We start from the raw sequence: 17342 nt of genomic DNA on the forward strand, positions 1-17342 counted from the left end.
TCATGCAATTCACGACCCTCGCCGCCTCGCTGGCGGCCGCGCTGCTGCTTGGCGCCTGCGGCAGCACCGCACCCGTTTCCCCCGCCGAAGTCGGCGAATTGCGCGCCGGCTCGGGCTATCTGAAGGGCTACCTGCCCACCGCCGAGCTGCCCGACAGCCTGGCCCTGCTGCCCCCGCCCCCGGCCGAAGGCTCGGCCGCACTGGCGGCCGACGGCGCCACCTTCCGCGCGCTCACGGCCCTGCAGGGCACGCCGCGCGGCGCACTGGCGGTGCAGGACGCCAACCTCAAGTTTCCGAAGGCCACCGAGGTGTTCTCGTGCGCCCTGGGCGTGCCCATTTCCGAGCAGGCCACGCCGCACCTGAACATGCTGCTGCGCCGCACGCTGGCCGATGCCGGCTCGGCCACCTACAAGGCCAAGAACACCTACAACCGCACGCGCCCCTTCGTCGCGTTCAAGACCGGCAGCTGCACGCCCGCCGAAGAAGCTTTTCTGGCCAAGGACGGCTCCTACCCCTCGGGCCACGCGGCCCTGGGCTGGGCCTGGGCGCTGGTGCTGACGGAACTCGCGCCCGAGCGCGCCGATGCGCTGCTGCAGCGCGGCCGCGCCTTCTCGCAGAGCCGCGCGATCTGTGGCGTGCACTGGCAGAGCGACATCGAGAACGGCCGGCTGGTCGGCGCGGCGACCGTGGCGAAGCTGCACACGAACCCGGTGTTCCAGGCGCAGATGGCGGGCGCCCGGTCGGAGATTGCGAAGGCGCGCGCGGCGGGCGCGGTGCCCGCTCAGGATTGCGGTGCGGAAGCCAAGGCACTGGCGACCTCGGCGCTGATCGCGCCGTAAGTCTCGAACGCGCCGAACGCTCCGCTCAGGTGGCGCTGTTCGAGGCCGCGATGCCCCAGCGTGCCAGCGCCTCGTCGTCGGTCACGCGGGCATCGACCCAGCGCGCGCCTTCGGGCGTCTGCTCCTTCTTCCAGAACGGCGCCTGGGTCTTCAGGTAATCCATCAGGAACTCGCAGGCCTGGAAGCTCTGGCCGCGGTGGGCCGACACCACCGCCACCATCATGATCTGATCGAGCGGCTGCAGCAGCCCCACGCGGTGGATCACGCGCGCGCCGAGGATGTCGAAGCGCTGGTGGGCCTCGTCGATCATGGCCTCGATGGCCTTCTCGGTCATGCCGGGGTAGTGCTCCAGCTCCATCGACGCGATGGTGCTGCCGTCGTTGCGGTCCCTGACCGTGCCTACAAAACTGCAGACGGCGCCGATGCGTTTGTCGCCGGCGCGCAACGTGGCGACCTCTGCAGAGAGATCGAAATCGGCCGTCTGGATCGAAACACGCGCAACGTTCATGTCCGAATTGTGGCATCGCGCTAGACTGCCGCAATGCCTTGTCTCGCCACGTTCTCCCCGCTGCTGTCGCAGCCCGAGAGCCGTTGCGCGCGCCAAGGCAGCAAAGCCAAAAAACCAAAGCTCGTCTGACCGGAGCCGAGGTTCCGTCGTCGGATGAGCGACGGAACCCTGCCAAGGCTTTGGCCCCTCTTGGGTTGCGCGCGCATCGGACGGTGGTTCTTTCCATCGGTCGATTCCTGAAAGGAAGCCTGCGTGCCACATCAACCCACCACCGCCGACACCGCCACCACCCCTGATTTCTCGGGCCTGTGGGTCGCCCTCGTCACCCCGTTCCGCGATGGCGCGGTCGATCACACCGCCCTGGCCGCGCTCGTCCGGCGCCTTGCCAACGACGGCGTGACCGGCTTCGTGCCCTGCGGCTCGACCGGCGAAGCCGCCGCGCTCGACGAGGCCGAACAGCTCGCCGTGCTCGACACCGTGCTGACGGCCGCGGGCGGACTGCCGGTCGTCATGGGCATGTCGGGCTACCACCTGGGCAAGGCCACGGCGTGGGCGCGCAAGCTCTCGGAACGTCCGCTGGCGGGCCTGCTGGTGTCCGCGCCGCATTACATCCGTCCGTCGCAGGCCGGTGTCGTCGAATGGTTCCACGCCATCGCCGATGCCAGCACGGTGCCGGTGCTGGTCTACGACATTCCCTACCGCACCGGCGTGACGATCGTGCGCGAGACGATGCTGGCGCTGGCCGGACACCCGCGCATCGGCGGCATCAAGGACTGCGGCGGCGACATGGCCAAGACGCGCGCGGTGATCGCCGACGGGCGGCTGCAGGTGCTCACCGGCGAAGACCACCAGATCTTCGCGACCATGGCCGAAGGCGGCGTAGGCGCCATCGCGGCCAGCGGCCATGTGCAGACGAAGCGCCTTGTGCGGCTGGTGCGCCTGCTGGCCGAGAACCGGCTGGCCGAAGCGCGCGCCGAATGGCAGCCCTTGCAGCCGCTGCTGGAGATGCTGTTCGCCGAACCGAACCCGGGCCCGCTGAAGGCGCTGCTGGCGCATGCGGGCGAATTGCGTGACGAGCTGCGCTCGCCGATGACGCGCGCGTCGGAGGGCCTGCGCGAGCGCCTCGTGGCGCTGGACGCGCGGCTCAGCCGCCCGTGACGGGCGGGAAGAACGCGACTTCGCAGTCGTCGCTCAGCGCGGCGGCTTCGTCGCTCATGGCCTGGTCGAGCGCCATGCGCACGGCCTTGCCGCGTGCGAGCGCGCTGGCGTAGGCGCCGCCGCGGGCGATGAGTTCGTCGCGCAGGGCCGCGAGCGTGCCGGCCTGCGTGTCGACGGTTTCGCCGCTGTTGGACAGGGCCTCGCGCACGGAGGCGAAATAACGGATGCGGACCTTCATGGGGAGATTCAGCCGAGCAGCGATGCGAGAGGAATGAAGTTCACGGTGTCGCCGGTTTTGATCGTCCGGCCCGCCGGGTTGTCGACCAGACCGTCGCCCCAGACCATCGACGTGAGCACGCCCGAACTCTGGTTGGCGAACAGGTCGAGCCCGCCCGCCGCGTTGCGCCGCACGCGCAGGAACTCGCGGCGCTTGTCGGCGCGCAGCCAGTCGAAATCGGCACGCAGCGGCACGGCCTCGGGCGTCACACGCGTGGCGCCCTGCAGCGTGAGCAGGAAGGGCCGCACCAGCATCAGGAAGGTCAGGAAGCTCGACACCGGGTTGCCGGGCAGCCCCGTGACATGGCACGCGCCCTGCCCGTTGCTGCACGCAATGGAACCGTAGGCGAAGGGCTTGCCGGGCTTCATCGACAGCGACCACAGCTGCAGCTCGCCGAGCGATTGCAGCGCGGCGCGGATGTGGTCTTCTTCGCCGACCGAGACACCGCCGGTCGTGATGATCAGGTCACTGCTTTCGGCCGCGTCACGCAATGCAGCGATGGTGGCTTCGCGGTTGTCGGGCACGATGCCCAGGTCGTTCACCTCGCAGCCCAGGCGGTGCAGCAGCGCCCGCATGAAGAAGCGGTTGGAGTTGTAGATCGCACCGGGCTTCATCGCGTTTGGCGCGACCTCGCCGGGCATCACCAGTTCGTCGCCGGTGGAGAGCATGGCCACGCGCGGCTTGCGCGCGACCTGCAGCGTGTCGAAGCCGACGCTGGCGGCCAGACCGAGCGCAGCGGGCGTGAGGCGTTCACCGCGCTTGAGCACCACATCGCCCGAGGCCACGTCTTCGCCCGCGCGACGCACCCACTGGCCGGCCACGGGCGCGATGGCGATGCGCACCGAACCCAGGCCGCCCTCTTGCGGCGTGGCCGTCGTGTCTTCCTGCATGACGACTGCGTCGGCACCCTCGGGAATCTGCGCGCCCGTGAAGATGCGCGCCGCCGTGCCGGCCGCGAGCGGCGTGCCGACGGTGCCGGCGGGGATGCGCTGCGTCACGGTCAGTTCGGTGCCGGGCGTGGCGCAATCGGCCGCGCGCACGGCATAACCGTCCATCGCGCTGTTGTCGCGCGGCGGCACGGTGAGGCCCGAGACGAGGTCTTGCGCCAGCACGCGCCCGTCGGCGTCGAAGGTGCCGACGCTTTCGGCCGGCAGCACCGGCTGCGCCTTGGCAAGCAGCACCGCGATCGCTTCATCGAGCGGCATCAGCGGCGGGCGCAAGGACGAAGCGGCGAAGGGAACGGGAGAAGAGTCAGCCATGGTGTTCGGGGTTGTAGTCGAAGCGCTCGCCGCTGTCGATCAACCACGTCGCAATGGCCTCGGCGTCGTTGAGGTCGAGCACCGGACGCACCGTGGGCTCGGGCAGTCCCGCCGGCGCATCGGTGGCGATGGCGGTGACGAAGGGGTCGTCGATGTACAGCGCGGCGCGCGGCGCCTCGCCGTCGCCGCTCGGGCGCCAGACCTCGATCTTGAGCACGTCGCTGTGCCGGAAGCCTTCGACCAGCACCCAGTCGACCGCCGGATGCAGCTCGGCGAGCAGCTGGTGCACCGTGAGATCGGCGGGCACCTCGAACTCGCGCATGAGCGCGAGCCGCTGGTCGGACGCGACGACCACCTCGAAGGCCCCGGCCTGCCGGTGGCGCCAGGTGTCCTTGCCGGCATGGTCGATGTCGAAGCGATGGTGCGCGTGCTTGACCACCGACACGCGCAGGCCGCGCTGCTTGAGCACGGGAATCAGGCGCTCCACCAGCGTGGTCTTGCCCGCGCCGGAGTAACCGGCGAAGCCGACGACCTTCATGCCGTGGCCGCCCCGGTCAGTCGCAGTGCTCGGCGATGTAGGCCTTGACGGCCTCGGCATCGGCCGGCAGTTGGACCACGCGCTTGGGCAAGGCTTCGATGCCTTCGAACTTCTTCGGGCGCGCGGGCTCTTCGCCCAGCGCCTCGACCACCGTGGCCGCGAACTTGATCGGCAGTGCGGTTTCGAGCACCACCATCGGCACGCCGGGCACCAGCTGCTCGCGCGCGGCCTTGAGGCCGTCGGCCGTGTGCGGGTCGATCAGCGTGGCGAAGCGCTTCTCGGTGTCGCGGATCATCGCGAGCCGGTCGGCATGCGTGCTGCGGCCGCTGCGGAAGCCGAAGCGCTCGGCCGCCTGCTGGAACGCCGGGTCGGCGCTCAGGTCGAAGCTGCCCTTCAGGCCCAGGTCGTCCACGAACAGCTGGCGCAGGCGGGCCGGATCGCGACCGACCAGGTCGAACACGAAGCGCTCGAAGTTGCTGGCCTTGCTGATGTCCATCGACGGGCTCGAGGTTTCGTGCGTGTCGACTGCGGCGCGCACGCGGTACACGCCGGTGCGGAAAAACTCGTCGAGCACATCGTTCTCGTTGGTGGCAACCACCAGCGTCTGGATTGGCAGGCCCATCATGCGTGCCACGTGGCCCGCGCAGACGTTGCCGAAGTTGCCCGAAGGCACGGTGAAGCTCACGGGCTTGTCGTTGCTTGCCGTGGCCTGGAAGTAGCCCGCAAAGTAATAGACGACCTGCGCCAGCAGGCGCGCCCAGTTGATCGAGTTGACGGTGCCGATGCGGTACTTGCGCTTGAAGCCCAGGTCGTTCGACACCGCCTTGACGATGTCCTGGCAGTCGTCGAACACGCCGGTGATGGCGATGTTGTGGATGTTCTCGTCCTGCAGGCTGAACATCTGCGCCTGCTGGAACGGGCTCATGCGGCCGTCGGGCGAGGTCATGAAGACGCGCACGCCCTTCTTGCCGCGCATGGCGTATTCGGCCGCACTGCCGGTGTCGCCGCTGGTGGCGCCCAGGATGTTGAGCTCGGCACCGCGGCGGGCCAGTTCGTACTCGAACAGGTTGCCCAGCAGCTGCATCGCCATGTCCTTGAAGGCCAGCGTGGGGCCGTTGGACAGGGCTTCGAGGTACACGCCGTCTTCGAGCTCGCGCAGCGGCACGATCTCGTCGGAACCGAACACCTCGGCGGTGTAGGTCTTCGCGCAGATCGCCTTCAGGTCGGCCGCGGGAATGTCGTCGATGTACAGCGAGAGGATCTCGAAGGCCAGCTCGTTGTACGGCAGCGTGCGCCATTTGGCGAGCGTGTCGGTGTCGACCTGCGGGTACGTTTGCGGCAGGTACAGGCCGCCATCGGGCGCGAGGCCTTCAAGGAGGATTTCGCAGAAGCGCTTGCGGTCGGGGTGGCCGCGGGTGCTCAGGTAGTTCACTTCAACTCTTCCTTGCGGATGCGCACGATGGGTTCGAGCACGGTCGGCAGCGCTTGCAGCTCGGCCATGACGTCGTCGACGGTGCCTTCGCGCGCGTCGTGCGTGAGGATGATGAGGTCGGTCTGCGTGGAGCCTTCGCCGCCCACTTCGTCGGCTTCGCGCTGCAGCACGGCGTCGATGCTGATGCCGGCGGTGGCCAGCAGGCCCGTCACCTTGGCGAGCACGCCGGCCTGGTCGGCCACGCGCAGGCGCAGGTAGTAGCTGGTGACGACTTCCGACATCGGCAGCACCTTCAGGTCGCTCATGGCGTCGGGGTGGAAGGCCAGGTGCGGCACGCGGTGCGCGGCGTCGGCGGTGTGCAGGCGGGTGATGTCGACGAGGTCGGCAATGACGGCGCTGGCGGTCGGCTCGCTGCCGGCGCCCTTGCCGTAGTACAGCGTGGTGCCGACGGCATCGCCGTGCACGACCACGGCGTTCATCGCGCCTTCGACGTTGGCCAGCAGGCGCTTGGACGGCACGAGTGACGGATGCACGCGCAGTTCGATGCCCTGGGAAGTGCGCTTGGTGATGCCCAGCAGCTTGATGCGGTAGCCGAGTTGTTCGGCGTACTTGATGTCTTGTGCGGCGAGCTTGGTGATGCCCTCGACGTGGGCCTTGTCGAACTGCACGGGGATGCCGAAGGCGATGGCGCTCATCAGCGTGACCTTGTGCGCGGCGTCGACGCCTTCGATGTCGAAGGTGGGGTCGGCTTCGGCGTAGCCCAGACGCTGGGCTTCCTTCAACACGGTGGCGAAGTCCAGGCCCTTGTCGCGCATCTCGGACAGGATGAAGTTGGTGGTGCCGTTGATGATGCCGGCCAGCCACTGGATGCTGTTGGCGGTGAGGCCTTCGCGCAGCGCCTTGATGATCGGAATGCCGCCGGCCACCGCGGCCTCGAAGGCCACCATCACGCCCTTGGCGTGCGCGGCCGCGAAGATCTCGGTGCCGTGCACGGCGAGCAGCGCCTTGTTGGCCGTGACCACGTGCTTGCCGGCCGCGATGGCTTCGAGCACGAGCTGCTTGGCGATGCCGTAGCCACCGATGAGTTCGATGACGATGTCGATGTCGGGGTTGGCGATGACTTCGCGCGCATCGGCGACCACCGTCACGCCCTCGCCGGCCACTTCACGGGCACGGGCGGTGTCGAGGTCGGCCACCATGGTGATCTCGATGCCGCGGCCGGCGCGGCGCTTGATTTCTTCCTGGTTGCGCTGGAGCACCTTGAAGGTGCCGCTGCCGACCGTGCCTGCGCCGAGCAGGCCTACTTGGATGGATTTCATGGGAGGGGTCGCGTTCATGGTTTGGAGGGGGTGAGGGGCGGTGCGGCGGCGTCCACGAGGCGGCTGACGTAGCGCGGCAGGCTCCAGGCGCCGCCCGCGAAGCCGCGGCACATGCCGTCGCCGGACGCGCCGGTGCGCACGAAGGTCGTGCCGTTGAAGTGCCAGGTTTCGCTCGACCAGCAGTCGCCGATGCCACGGCCTTTCATGGCCGAGGTGACGCTGGCGTCCTTGTCATCGAAGTCGCCGTTCGCCTCGAGGGACACCGGCGCATGGGGCGGCTTGTCGTTGGCGATCCAGAGCAGGCTCGAATAGTTGTACGCGCCCATGCCGCAGCCCATCGACAGCAGCACCTTGCTGCCGCTCAGGCGGACAACGTCCAGCGACTTGGCGCTGAGGTCCGTGCTGTTGTTGCACTGCTCCTTCACTGCGGCGATGTCGAGCGACGGAAAGATGCGCGCGGGCAGCGCGGCGTCGCCGGGCCGCGCCTTCGGCGGCTTGACGATGTTGACGACAGGGGCTGGCAACGCAGGCAGCACGGACGATTCAGGCTTGGTGCCGCGGCGCACCAAGGCGCCTGGCGTGCCGATGCGGCCTTGGGTGTCGTCCATCTTCAGCAGCACGGCGTTGAGGCCGGCGAGCGACAGCGTCCACTTCTTGCCGCCGTTGGCGGTGACGGTCGCCTCGTCGCTCTTGAGCAATTCAGGAAGGATGGCGCGGACCTGCTGGGCGTCGAGCGTGGCCGTGTCGGGCTTGAGCCCGGCAACCGAGGCCTTGCCGACCTTGAACCGCAACGGGCCTTTCACATCGCCTTCGCCACCGACCTGGAGCTGAACTTCGACGGCTTGATCGGGCCCGGCGGCGCGCGTGAGCAGCATCGACACGGGCTCCGAGACACCGCTCTCCGCCTGGTAGCCGGCGGCGCGGCAGGTGCGCGTGTTGTCGCAGACCAGCTCCCAGTCGTTGTGCGAGAACGAGACCGGATCTTTCTTCCCGGCCGCGCCGACAGACAGTGCGCCCAGCAACAGCGCGGCAGCGACGCAGGCGGATTTCATGGTCCCGTCTTGCGACGCAACCGGTACTGCTCCAGGAACTTGGCGATGCGATTGATGGCCTCGCGCAAGTCGTCTTCGTGGGGCAGGAACACGATGCGGAAGTGGTCCGGCGTGGCCCAGTTGAAGCCGGTGCCCTGCACCAGCATCACGCGGGTTTCTTTCAGCAGCTCGAGGAAGAACTGGCGGTCGTCCGCGATCGGATAGACCTCGGGGTCGAGCTTGGGAAACATGTAGAGCGCGGCGCTGGGCTTGACGCAGCTCACGCCCGGAATGGCGGTGATCAGTTCGTAGGCCAGGTCGCGCTGGCGGCGCAGGCGGCCGCCCTCGCACACGAGGTCGTTGATGCTCTGGTAGCCGCCGAGCGCCGTCTGGATCGCCCATTGGCCCGGCACGTTGGCGCACAGGCGCATGTTCGAGAGCATGTTCAGGCCCTCGATGTAGTCCTGTGCGCTGCGCTTGTCGCCCGACACCACGAGCCAGCCGGCGCGATAGCCGCACGAACGGTAGCTCTTGGACAGCGAATTGAAGGTCAGCGTGAGCACGTCGGTCGACAAGCTGGCAATGGCCGTGTGCTTGACACCGTCGTACAGGACCTTGTCGTAGACCTCGTCGGCGAAGATCACGAGGCCGTGCTCGCGTGCGATCTCGACGAGGCTCTTGAGCAGGTCGTCGGAATAGAGCGCGCCGGTCGGGTTGTTCGGGTTGATGACCACGATGCCCTTGGTGCGCGGCGTGATCTTGGCGCGGATGTCGGCCAGGTTCGGCATCCAGCCGTTGTCCTCGTCGCACAGGTAATGCACCGGCGTGCCGCCCGACAGGCTCGTGGAGGCGGTCCACAGCGGGTAGTCGGGGGCCGGCAGCAGCAACTCGTCGCCGTCGTTGAGCAGCGCGTTGGTGGACATGGCGATCAGCTCGCTGGCGCCGTTGCCCAGGTAGATGTCGTCGAGCGTGACGCCCGCGATGCCCTGCTTCTGGGTTTCGTGCATCACGGCCTTGCGCGCCGCGAAAACACCCTTGCTGTCGGAGTAACCCGCCGAGGTCGGCAGGTTGCGGATCATGTCCTGCTGGATCTCCTCAGGCGCATCGAACCCGAACACGGCCAGGTTGCCGATGTTGAGCTTGATGATCTTCTGGCCTTCTTCCTCCATCTGCTTGGCGGCGTCCATGATGGGACCGCGGATGTCATAGAGGACGTTGGCCAGCTTGGCCGATTTCTTGAGCTGCTTCAAAGGGGCCCTCCCGGGCGGGTTTACTCGAAGGTCAAAGGCCCTTGCGGGCCTCGTGTCACTAGGGAAAACCTATAATTTGACCACAGTTCCCAGTGCCCCGATGAAGCTCCAGCCCGACAAATCCGACGCCCAGACCCTCACCGCACACGGCCCCGGCTGGGTCGCGATCAACAACGAAAAGGTGGAGGGCAGCGTCGTCGTGGGTTCGCGTGGCGAACGCTTTGCCTGGGATTGCACGCGTTTCGACCAGTTGGGCCCCGAACATTTCGCGCAATTGGCCTCTTTGGGCGCCGAATTGGTCATTTTCGGCAGCGGAACCCGCATCCGTTTTCCCCAGCCCGCTTGGCTGCAGCCCCTGATGGCGCAACGCACCGGCGTGGAGACCATGGACACCCCGGCGGCCTGCCGAACCTACAACATCCTGGCCGGCGAAGGACGGCACGTAATCGCCGCCCTGCTCGTCGAGCGCCCGACCGGTGGCTGAGAGAGGGGTTTTCGAGGTAAAATACCGGGTTGCGAACCGGCCAGCTACCCAAAGTTAGCAACGACCAATCCTCCATTCTTCGAGCAAGCCTGTAAAGGGCTGAGAGGGCTCGGAGAACGGAATCTAACGGAGAAAACAAGTTTCATGGCGATCGTTGTCAACAAACCCATTCCTGAATTCGACGCCAACGCCACGGGCGGCATCAAGGTTTCGAATACCTCGCACCTCGGCCACGTCATGGTCATGTATTTTTACCCGAAAGATAACACTCCGGGTTGCACGACCGAAGCGATGCAGTTCCGCGACCACTACAAAGACTTCGAAAAAGCAGGTGCCACCGTCTTCGGCGTGTCGCGCGACAACATGAAGTCGCACGACGAATTCAAGGCCAAGCTCGAACTCCCGTTCGAACTGATTGCCGACACCGAAGAAAAAATGTGCCACATGTTCGGCGTGGTCAAGAACAAGATCATGTACGGCAAGAAGGTCAAGGGCATCGAGCGCAGCACGTTCCTGATCGGCGCCGACGGCATCCTGAAGGCCGAATGGCGCGGGCTCAAGGTTCCGGGCCATGTCGAAGACGTCCTCAAGGCCGTCAAGGCACTCAAGAAGGCGGCCTGATCGCGCCGCAAGGCACCGGGCGTGCGCTTTTGCATCAAGTCGTGGGAATTGCCCCACGCAGTGTGCAAAGAGCCTCCGGTGCGTCTTTTGCGGTGTGCATAATGGCCTCATGCCGTTGAGCTCCACGACCGCATCCTCCGAACGAAGCCGCCTGGGTCTACAGGCGGCTTTTTCGTTTTCCGGCCCTCCTCTTTCTTCCTTGCGAGCGACCTGACCCATGCCACTGCCTCCCGCCCCCACGAAACGCGCCGCATTGCTCTCGCCGGACGCAATCGACGCACCCGCCCGTCCCTCGCACAGAAACTCCCGCCGTTCCGGCGATTCGCGCGACGACGCCCCCGCCAAGAGCGGACCGCAGCCGCTGGAGCTGTTCGACAACCTCGGCACGGACGGCGGCGGCGATGCACCGGCCGCGCGCCCGGCACGCCGCTCGAAAACCAAGGCCGCGCCCACGTCGACGCCGACGAGCACACCGCAGCAGCAACCACCCGCGATGGTGCAGGTCGAGACGCGCGTGCCCACGCCCGCCCCCGCAGCCGCCACGCCCGCCGCTGCACCCCAGCCCCAGCACGCCCCAAGCGCAAGTCCACCGGTCCGGCCAAGCTGTTCGTGCTCGACACGAACGTGCTGCTGCACGACCCGATGTGCCTGTTCCGCTTCGAAGAGCACGACATCTTCCTGCCGATGATCGTGCTGGAAGAGCTCGACGGCCACAAGAAAGGCACGACCGAAGTCGCGCGCAACGGCCGCCAGACCAGCCGCACGCTCGATGCGCTGGCCGGTGCGCAGGACGCCGACATCGACAAGGGCCTGAAGCTCGACACCACCGGCCATCGCGAGGCCGGCGGGCGGCTGTTCTTCCAGACTGCGCCGCTCGACTACTCGCTGCCGGTCAGCCTGCCCCAGGGCAAGGCCGACAACCAGATCCTGGGCGTGGTCCAGGCCTTGCGCGACGAATACACGAAAGACCGCCCGGGCAAGGCGAAGCAGGAAGTGGTGCTGGTGTCGAAAGACATCAACATGCGCGTCAAGGCGCGCGCCCTCGGCCTGGCCACCGACGACTACCAGAACGACAAGACGCTGGAAGACGGCGACCTGCTCTACGCCGGTTCGCTCGCGCTCCCGCCCGACTTCTGGACCCGCCAGAGCAAGACGGTCGAAAGCTGGCAGAGCGGCAGCAACACGTTCTACCGGATCAGCGGTCCGATCGTGCCCAACCTGTACATCAACCAATTCGTCTTCTTCGAGGCGCCCGGCGAGCCGAGCATGTACGCGCGCGTCACCGAAATCCGCGACAAGACCGCGGTGCTCAAGACGCTCAAGGACTACAGCTCGGGCAAGAACGCCGTGTGGGGCGTGAACACGCGCAACCGCGAGCAGAACTTCGCGATGAACCTGCTGATGGACCCGGAGATCGACTTCGTCACGCTGACCGGCACGGCCGGCACCGGCAAGACCCTGATGGCGCTGGCTTCGGGCCTCACGCAGGTGCTCGACGATCGCCGCTACACCGAGATCATCATGACCCGCGCCACGGTGAGCGTGGGCGAGGACATCGGCTTCCTGCCCGGTACCGAGGAAGAAAAGATGGGCCCCTGGATGGGCGCGCTCGACGACAACCTCGAGTTCCTGGCCAAGGGCGACGGCGGCGGCGCCGGCGAGTGGGGCCGCGCGGCCACCAACGAGCTGATCCGCAGCCGCATCAAGGTCAAGAGCATGAACTTCATGCGCGGGCGCACCTTCCTGAACAAGTACGTGATCATCGACGAGGCGCAGAACCTCACGCCCAAGCAGATGAAGACGCTGATCACCCGCGCCGGCCCCGGCACGAAGATCATCTGCATGGGCAACCTCGCGCAGATCGACACGCCCTACCTCACCGAAGGCTCGTCGGGCCTGACCTTCGCGGTCGACAAGTTCAAGGGCTGGCCGCACGGCGGACACATCACGCTGGCGCGCGGCGAACGCTCACGGCTGGCTGATTTCGCAAGCGACGTGCTCTAAGCGCAACGGCCCCGGCCGACCGAAGCCCGCGCATGCTCCCAGAGCATCGCGGGCTTTTTTTCGCCCGCCATGACAGGCTACTGACAAGACGTTGTCAGGAGGCGGCTCGCACCATGCAGGTTCCTTCCAACGCAACAACGAACGAAAGCGAGCACCTCATGACAACCACCGCCATCACCTGGTTCGAGATTCCCGTCACCGATCTGGACCGCGCCCAAGCCTTCTACGAAACCGTGCTCGCGCGCAAGCTGCGCCGCGAGGACTTTGGCGGCAACCCCTTGGTCGTGTTCCCCTACGACGAACCCGCCACCGGCGGCGCGCTGAAGCCCGGCGCCAACACCAGCGCGCAGGCCGGCAGCGGCATCCGCGTCTACCTCGACTGCATCGGCATCGATGCCGTGCTCTCGCGCGTCGAGGCGGCCGGTGGACAGATCGTGGCGCCCAAGTCGGCATTGCCCCCCGGCATGGGCTTCATCGCCCACCTGCGCGACACCGAAGGCAACGAAGTCGGCCTGCACGCCCCAGCCTGAAGACCATGGCACAACGCAACTGGATTGCGGTCGCCAGCGCCGAGCATGCCCGGCGCGGGCGGGACCACCGGCCGCTCGGGTTCATGCAGCTGGGCCACGGCAAGCTCGCACCGCTCAAGCGCGTGGCGGCGGGCGACCGCGTGGCCTACTATTCGCCGGCCACGGTGTTCGGCGGCACGGACAAGCTGCAGAGCTTCGTGTCGCTTGGCATCGTCCAGCCTGGCGATCCGTACGAGTTCGACATGGGCAACGGCTTCGTCCCGTGGCGTCGCGACGTGGCCTACGTCGCCGCACACGAGGCGCCCATCGCCACGCTGATCGAGCGCCTCGCCTTCATCGAAACCCCGAAGCAGTGGGGCTACAAATTCCGCTTCGGCCTGTTCGACATCACCGACATCGACATGAAACTGATCGCGCAGACGATGAAGGCCGAACCGAAGGCGCTCCTGTTTTGAGCGCCTTCGCCCTCCTCCTCCGACACTTCAGAAACAGCAATCCATGGAACCCTTCCGCCAACACCACGACGCCTTCCGGGTCTCCGGCCTCACGGCGCGCACCACCAACCGCGAAGAGAACGACCCCGCGACCGCACGCATCGGCGCACTGTGGAACCGCTTCTTCGGCGAGCAGACCTACGACTCGACACCGCACCGCACCGGCGATACGCGCATCTTCAGCGTCTACTCCGCCTACGAATCGGATGCGCACGGCGCCTTCGACGTGACAGCCGGCGTCGCCGTCTCGGAGGGCGCGGACAGCATCGCTATCGAAGCAGGCGACTACCTCGTGTTTACCGGCCGCGGCGAGATGCCGCAGATGGTGATCGCCACGTGGCAACGCATCTGGCAGTATTTCGAGGCGCATCCGGAAATCGTTCGCCGCTACCGCAGCGATTTCGAAGCCTACGAGGGGCCGGACGCAGTGGCGATCCACATCGGAGTCTCATGAGCACACGCAAGGGCTGGCGCGACAGGCTGGCCGGCTACCCGAACCTGCCGAACGTGAAGGCCATTCTCCCGGCCATGCGCGCGCAGCACGGCAAGGGCACCATCGCCACGCCCTCGCCCGCCGAAGTCGAGGAGGCCATGCGCGACGTGCCCGAGGGCCGGCTCGCGACCGTGTTCGGCATTGGCGAAGAGATGGCAGAACGCCATCACGCGACCATCCGCTGCACGGCGACCACAGCGATCTTCGCCCGCATGGTCGTCCAGCGCGGCAAGCGCTACTTTGTCGAGGACTTCGCCAGGAAGCTCGTCGGAACGCGTTGATGCGCCGCGCCGACCGCCTCTTCCAGCTCGTGCAGCTCATCCGCGGCCGCCGGCTCACCACGGCCGCCTTTCTGGCGCAGCGCCTGGAGGTGTCGGAGCGCACGGTGTACCGCGACGTGGCCGACCTGCAGCACCAGGGCGTCCCCATCGAAGGCGAAGCCGGCGTCGGCTATCGGCTGGGCGCGGGCTTCGAGCTGCCGCCGCTGATGTTCACGCAGGACGAAGCATCCGCGCTCGTGGCCACCGCGCGCATGACCCAGAGCTGGGTCGATCCGGCGATGGCGCGCAACATCGAGACCGGCCTGGGAAAGATCCTGTCGGTGCTGCCGCCGGCCGCGCGCGTCTCGGCCGAGGCGCTGGCGCTGTATGCGCCCGCGCTCGGTCTCGACGACGCCCTGCGCGCCCGGCTGCAGACGCTGCGCGAGGCCGTGCAGGCGCACCAGAAGCTGCGGCTGCACTACCGCGATGTGTCGGGCGACGCCAGCGAGCGCACGGTGCGGCCGCTGGGCTGCTTCTACTGGGGCAAGGTCTGGACGCTCTCGACGTGGTGCGAGCTGCGCAACGATTTCCGCGGCTTCCGGGTCGATCGCATGGAGGGCGTGGAAGTGCTCGCAGCCCGCTTCCAGGACGAGCCGGGCAAGACGCTGGCCGACCTGCTGCGGCAGGTGAAGGCCGAGGCGGCGCAGCACAAGGTGTGGGAACAGAAGCCGCCCGCCTCGACGCCAGAGCCCGGCAGCAACGCCGGCTGACGGCCTGCCGCGCGACCGGTCAGTACTCGTCGTTGTTGCTGTAGCCGACGAGGTTTTCGAACTTGGTGATCGGCTTCAGGAAGGCCAGCTTCACGGTGCCGGTCGGGCCGTTCCGGTGCTTGCTGATGATCACCTCGGCCACGCCCGGCTCCTTCGACTCCTTGTTGTAGTAGTCGTCGCGGTAGATGAACATGATGATGTCCGCGTCCTGCTCGATGGCGCCGGATTCGCGCAAGTCGCTCATCATGGGGCGCTTGTCGGTACGGGCTTCCACGCCGCGGCTGAGCTGCGACAGCGCGATCACCGGACACTTCAGTTCCTTGGCCAGCATCTTCAGGCCGCGCGAGATTTCACCCACGGCCGTGGCGCGGTTCTCGTCGCCCGAGCTGCTGGTCGACATGAGCTGCAGGTAGTCGACCACGATCAGGCCCAGGCGCCCGTACTGCCGCGCCAGCCGGCGCGCATTGGCCCGCAGCTCGCTGGACGAGAGACCCGGCGTCTCGTCGATGTGCAGCGACACCGTGCGCAGCTTCTCGATGGCCTCGGTCAGGCGCGGCCACTCTTCGTCGCTGAGTTTGCCGGTGCGCAGATGGCCCTGGTCGATGCGGCCGATGGAGCCCACGATACGCACCGCCAGCTGGGCGGCGCCCATTTCCATCGAGAACACCGCCACCGGCAGCCCCTCTTCGAGCGCCACGTGCTCGGCGATGTTGATCGCCAGCGAGGTCTTGCCCATCGACGGACGTGCGGCCAGCACGATCATGTCGCCCGGCTGCAGGCCCGAGGTCATCTTGTCGAAATCGTTGAAGCCGGTGCGCACGCCCGTGATGTCGTTCGGGTTCTCGGCCATCTCGGTCACGCGGTCGAGCAGTTCGACCACCAGGGAATCCATGCTCTGGAAACCCTGCTTCATCCGCGTGCCTTCTTCGCCGATGTTGAAGATCTTCTGCTCGGCTTCGTCCAGGATCTTGTCGACCGGCTTGCCCTGCGGATTGAAGGCGTTGGTCGCGATCTCGTCCGCGGCCGACACCAGCTTGCGCAGGATGGAACGCTCGCGCACGATCTCGGCGTAGCGCCGGATGTTGCTCGCGCTCGGCACGTACTGCGCCAACGAATTCAGGTAGACCAGCCCGCCGATGTCGTCAGCTTTGCCGAGGTTCTGCAACTGCTCGAAGACCGTGATCACGTCGGCCGGCTTGCTGGCATTGATCAGCCCGCCGATGGCCGCATAGATCAGCTTGTGCTCATGGCGGTAGAAGTCGCCGTCGACCAGCAGGTCGCCCATGCGGTCCCAAGCGCCGTTGTCCAATAACAAGCCCCCCAGCACGCTGGATTCGGCCTCGATGGAGTGAGGCGGAATGCGCAATTGCGCGATCTGGCGGTCGGCCGACGAATCATTGTCGGCATAGGAGAAAACGGCGGACATGGACTTCCCTTGCAACCCTGCATGCTAAGCCGCGCGGGGCGCGACGTGTGTGGACAAGGTTGTTAATAAACAGTGAACTTCCGGTGCGCCGAGGTGGACAACTTGGACAACTCGCGCGCAGAAAAGAAAAAGCCGCCCGAAGGCGGCTTTCTTGCGTCAGCGCACAGGGCGCTGCAAACGATCAGGCGGTTTCGCCGTAGACCGTGACGGTGATCTCGACGACCACGTCGGTGTGCAGCGAGACGCTCACGGTGTTGTCGCCAACGACCTTGATCGGGCCGTTGGGCAGACGCACTTGCGACTTGGCAACCTTGTAGCCTTGCTTGTTCAGCTCTTCGGCGATGTCGCCGTTGGTGACCGAACCGAACAGACGGCCGTCCACGCCAGCCTTTTGGGTCAGCTTGACGGTCGAGCCGGCGAGCTTCTCGCCCTGGGCTTGCGACTCGGCCAGCTTGACGGCGGCAGCCTTTTCGAGTTCGACGCGCTTGGCTTCGAATTCGGCCTTGTTGGCAGCGGTGGCGCGACGGGCGCGGCCCGAGGGGATCAGGAAGTTGCGTGCGTAGCCGTCCTTGACCTTGACGATGTCGCCCAGGCCGCCGACGTTCAGAACCTTGTCCAGAAGAATGATTTGCATGGTATGTGCTCCTTC

At 66.8% G+C, this 17342-nt stretch carries 19 protein-coding genes and 1 pseudogene; 10 read left to right on the forward strand and 10 right to left on the reverse strand.

Annotation, left to right across the window (positions count from 1 at the left end):
- Positions 1-2 precede the first annotated feature (2 nt).
- On the forward strand, positions 3-839 hold the full coding sequence (locus GFK26_RS29270; RefSeq protein WP_153285052.1) for an acid phosphatase: 837 nt from the start codon (positions 3-5) through the stop codon (positions 837-839).
- 25 nt (positions 840-864) lie between these two features.
- Here the strand turns inward: GFK26_RS29270 and GFK26_RS29275 are convergent, their stop codons facing one another.
- Entirely contained in the window at positions 865-1347 is a 483-nt protein-coding gene (locus GFK26_RS29275; RefSeq protein ID WP_153285053.1) for a molybdenum cofactor biosynthesis protein MoaE, read from the reverse strand.
- Positions 1348-1599: 252 nt separating this feature from the next.
- Between GFK26_RS29275 and dapA the strand changes: the two genes are divergently transcribed.
- A complete protein-coding gene (dapA, locus tag GFK26_RS29280) occupies positions 1600-2505 on the forward strand; it encodes a 4-hydroxy-tetrahydrodipicolinate synthase (protein WP_153285054.1) in 906 nt (301 codons plus the stop codon).
- On the opposite strand, the gene GFK26_RS29285 is transcribed toward dapA, so the two are convergent.
- Genes GFK26_RS29285 through GFK26_RS29315 form a run of 7 tightly spaced genes read right to left on the reverse strand, consistent with a single transcriptional unit; the run spans position 2492 to position 9611 of the window.
- On the reverse strand, positions 2492-2743 hold the full coding sequence (locus GFK26_RS29285; protein WP_153285055.1) for a MoaD/ThiS family protein: 252 nt from the start codon (positions 2741-2743) through the stop codon (positions 2492-2494). The two genes, dapA and GFK26_RS29285, sit on opposite strands and share 14 nt — an antisense overlap.
- 8 nt (positions 2744-2751) lie before the next feature.
- Positions 2752-4041 (reverse strand): gephyrin-like molybdotransferase Glp, encoded by a 1290-nt coding sequence (gene glp, locus GFK26_RS29290; RefSeq protein ID WP_153285056.1) that lies wholly within the window; start codon positions 4039-4041, stop codon positions 2752-2754.
- Positions 4034-4579 carry a molybdopterin-guanine dinucleotide biosynthesis protein B gene (gene mobB, locus GFK26_RS29295; RefSeq protein ID WP_153285057.1) on the reverse strand — a complete coding sequence of 182 codons (546 nt, stop codon included), beginning with the start codon at positions 4577-4579 and terminating at the stop codon, positions 4034-4036. The genes glp and mobB overlap by 8 nt, the downstream gene beginning before the upstream one ends.
- Positions 4580-4595: 16 nt before the next feature.
- On the reverse strand, positions 4596-6011 hold the full coding sequence (gene thrC, locus GFK26_RS29300; RefSeq protein WP_153285058.1) for a threonine synthase: 1416 nt from the start codon (positions 6009-6011) through the stop codon (positions 4596-4598).
- Positions 6008-7330 carry a homoserine dehydrogenase gene (locus GFK26_RS29305; protein ID WP_153285059.1) on the reverse strand — a complete coding sequence of 441 codons (1323 nt, stop codon included), beginning with the start codon at positions 7328-7330 and terminating at the stop codon, positions 6008-6010. The genes thrC and GFK26_RS29305 overlap by 4 nt, the downstream gene beginning before the upstream one ends.
- Before the next feature lie 14 nt (positions 7331-7344).
- A complete protein-coding gene (locus GFK26_RS29310) occupies positions 7345-8382 on the reverse strand; it encodes a DUF1176 domain-containing protein (protein ID WP_153285060.1) in 1038 nt (345 codons plus the stop codon).
- Complete coding sequence (locus GFK26_RS29315; protein ID WP_101492242.1) at positions 8379-9611, reverse strand: pyridoxal phosphate-dependent aminotransferase; 1233 nt, start codon at positions 9609-9611, stop codon at positions 8379-8381. The genes GFK26_RS29310 and GFK26_RS29315 overlap by 4 nt, the downstream gene beginning before the upstream one ends.
- Before the next feature lie 100 nt (positions 9612-9711).
- On the opposite strand from GFK26_RS29315, the gene GFK26_RS29320 reads away from it, so the two are divergent.
- The 8 genes and pseudogenes from GFK26_RS29320 (at position 9712) to GFK26_RS29355 (ending at position 15267) form a co-directional block, all read left to right on the forward strand.
- Positions 9712-10095: an Mth938-like domain-containing protein gene (locus tag GFK26_RS29320; RefSeq protein ID WP_153285061.1), complete on the forward strand. Its 384-nt coding sequence runs from the start codon at positions 9712-9714 to the stop codon at positions 10093-10095.
- 144 nt (positions 10096-10239) lie between these two features.
- Complete coding sequence (locus GFK26_RS29325; RefSeq protein ID WP_062472998.1) at positions 10240-10716, forward strand: peroxiredoxin; 477 nt, start codon at positions 10240-10242, stop codon at positions 10714-10716.
- A 217-nt stretch (positions 10717-10933) separates the two neighbouring features.
- Positions 10934-12720, forward strand: a pseudogene (locus tag GFK26_RS29330) (PhoH family protein).
- Between the two features lie 158 nt (positions 12721-12878).
- Positions 12879-13250, forward strand: a complete 372-nt coding sequence (locus GFK26_RS29335) for a VOC family protein (RefSeq protein WP_153285062.1) — start codon at positions 12879-12881, stop codon at positions 13248-13250.
- 5 nt (positions 13251-13255) lie between these two features.
- Positions 13256-13705 carry an EVE domain-containing protein gene (locus GFK26_RS29340; RefSeq protein WP_153285063.1) on the forward strand — a complete coding sequence of 150 codons (450 nt, stop codon included), beginning with the start codon at positions 13256-13258 and terminating at the stop codon, positions 13703-13705.
- A 43-nt stretch (positions 13706-13748) separates the two neighbouring features.
- The gene (locus GFK26_RS29345; protein WP_153285064.1) at positions 13749-14198 is read left to right on the forward strand and encodes a GyrI-like domain-containing protein; all 450 of its coding nucleotides are present in this window, start codon (positions 13749-13751) and stop codon (positions 14196-14198) included.
- Positions 14195-14518, forward strand: coding sequence for a hypothetical protein (locus GFK26_RS29350; RefSeq protein ID WP_153285065.1), 324 nt, complete (start codon positions 14195-14197; stop codon positions 14516-14518). The genes GFK26_RS29345 and GFK26_RS29350 overlap by 4 nt, the downstream gene beginning before the upstream one ends.
- On the forward strand, positions 14518-15267 hold the full coding sequence (locus GFK26_RS29355) for a helix-turn-helix transcriptional regulator (RefSeq protein WP_153285066.1): 750 nt from the start codon (positions 14518-14520) through the stop codon (positions 15265-15267). Before GFK26_RS29350 ends, GFK26_RS29355 begins: the two co-directional genes overlap by 1 nt.
- A gap of 19 nt (positions 15268-15286) precedes the next feature.
- Here the strand turns inward: GFK26_RS29355 and dnaB are convergent, their stop codons facing one another.
- Together dnaB and rplI are read right to left on the reverse strand one after the other, a co-directional pair.
- On the reverse strand, positions 15287-16693 hold the full coding sequence (gene dnaB / locus GFK26_RS29360) for a replicative DNA helicase (protein ID WP_056583115.1): 1407 nt from the start codon (positions 16691-16693) through the stop codon (positions 15287-15289).
- A gap of 181 nt (positions 16694-16874) precedes the next feature.
- Positions 16875-17327 carry a 50S ribosomal protein L9 gene (gene rplI, locus GFK26_RS29365; protein ID WP_099796221.1) on the reverse strand — a complete coding sequence of 151 codons (453 nt, stop codon included), beginning with the start codon at positions 17325-17327 and terminating at the stop codon, positions 16875-16877.
- Between the last annotated feature and the right edge of the window lie 15 nt (positions 17328-17342).

Source organism: Variovorax paradoxus (assembly GCF_009498455.1).
In the GTDB taxonomy this organism is placed as follows: domain Bacteria; phylum Pseudomonadota; class Gammaproteobacteria; order Burkholderiales; family Burkholderiaceae_C; genus Variovorax; species Variovorax paradoxus_H.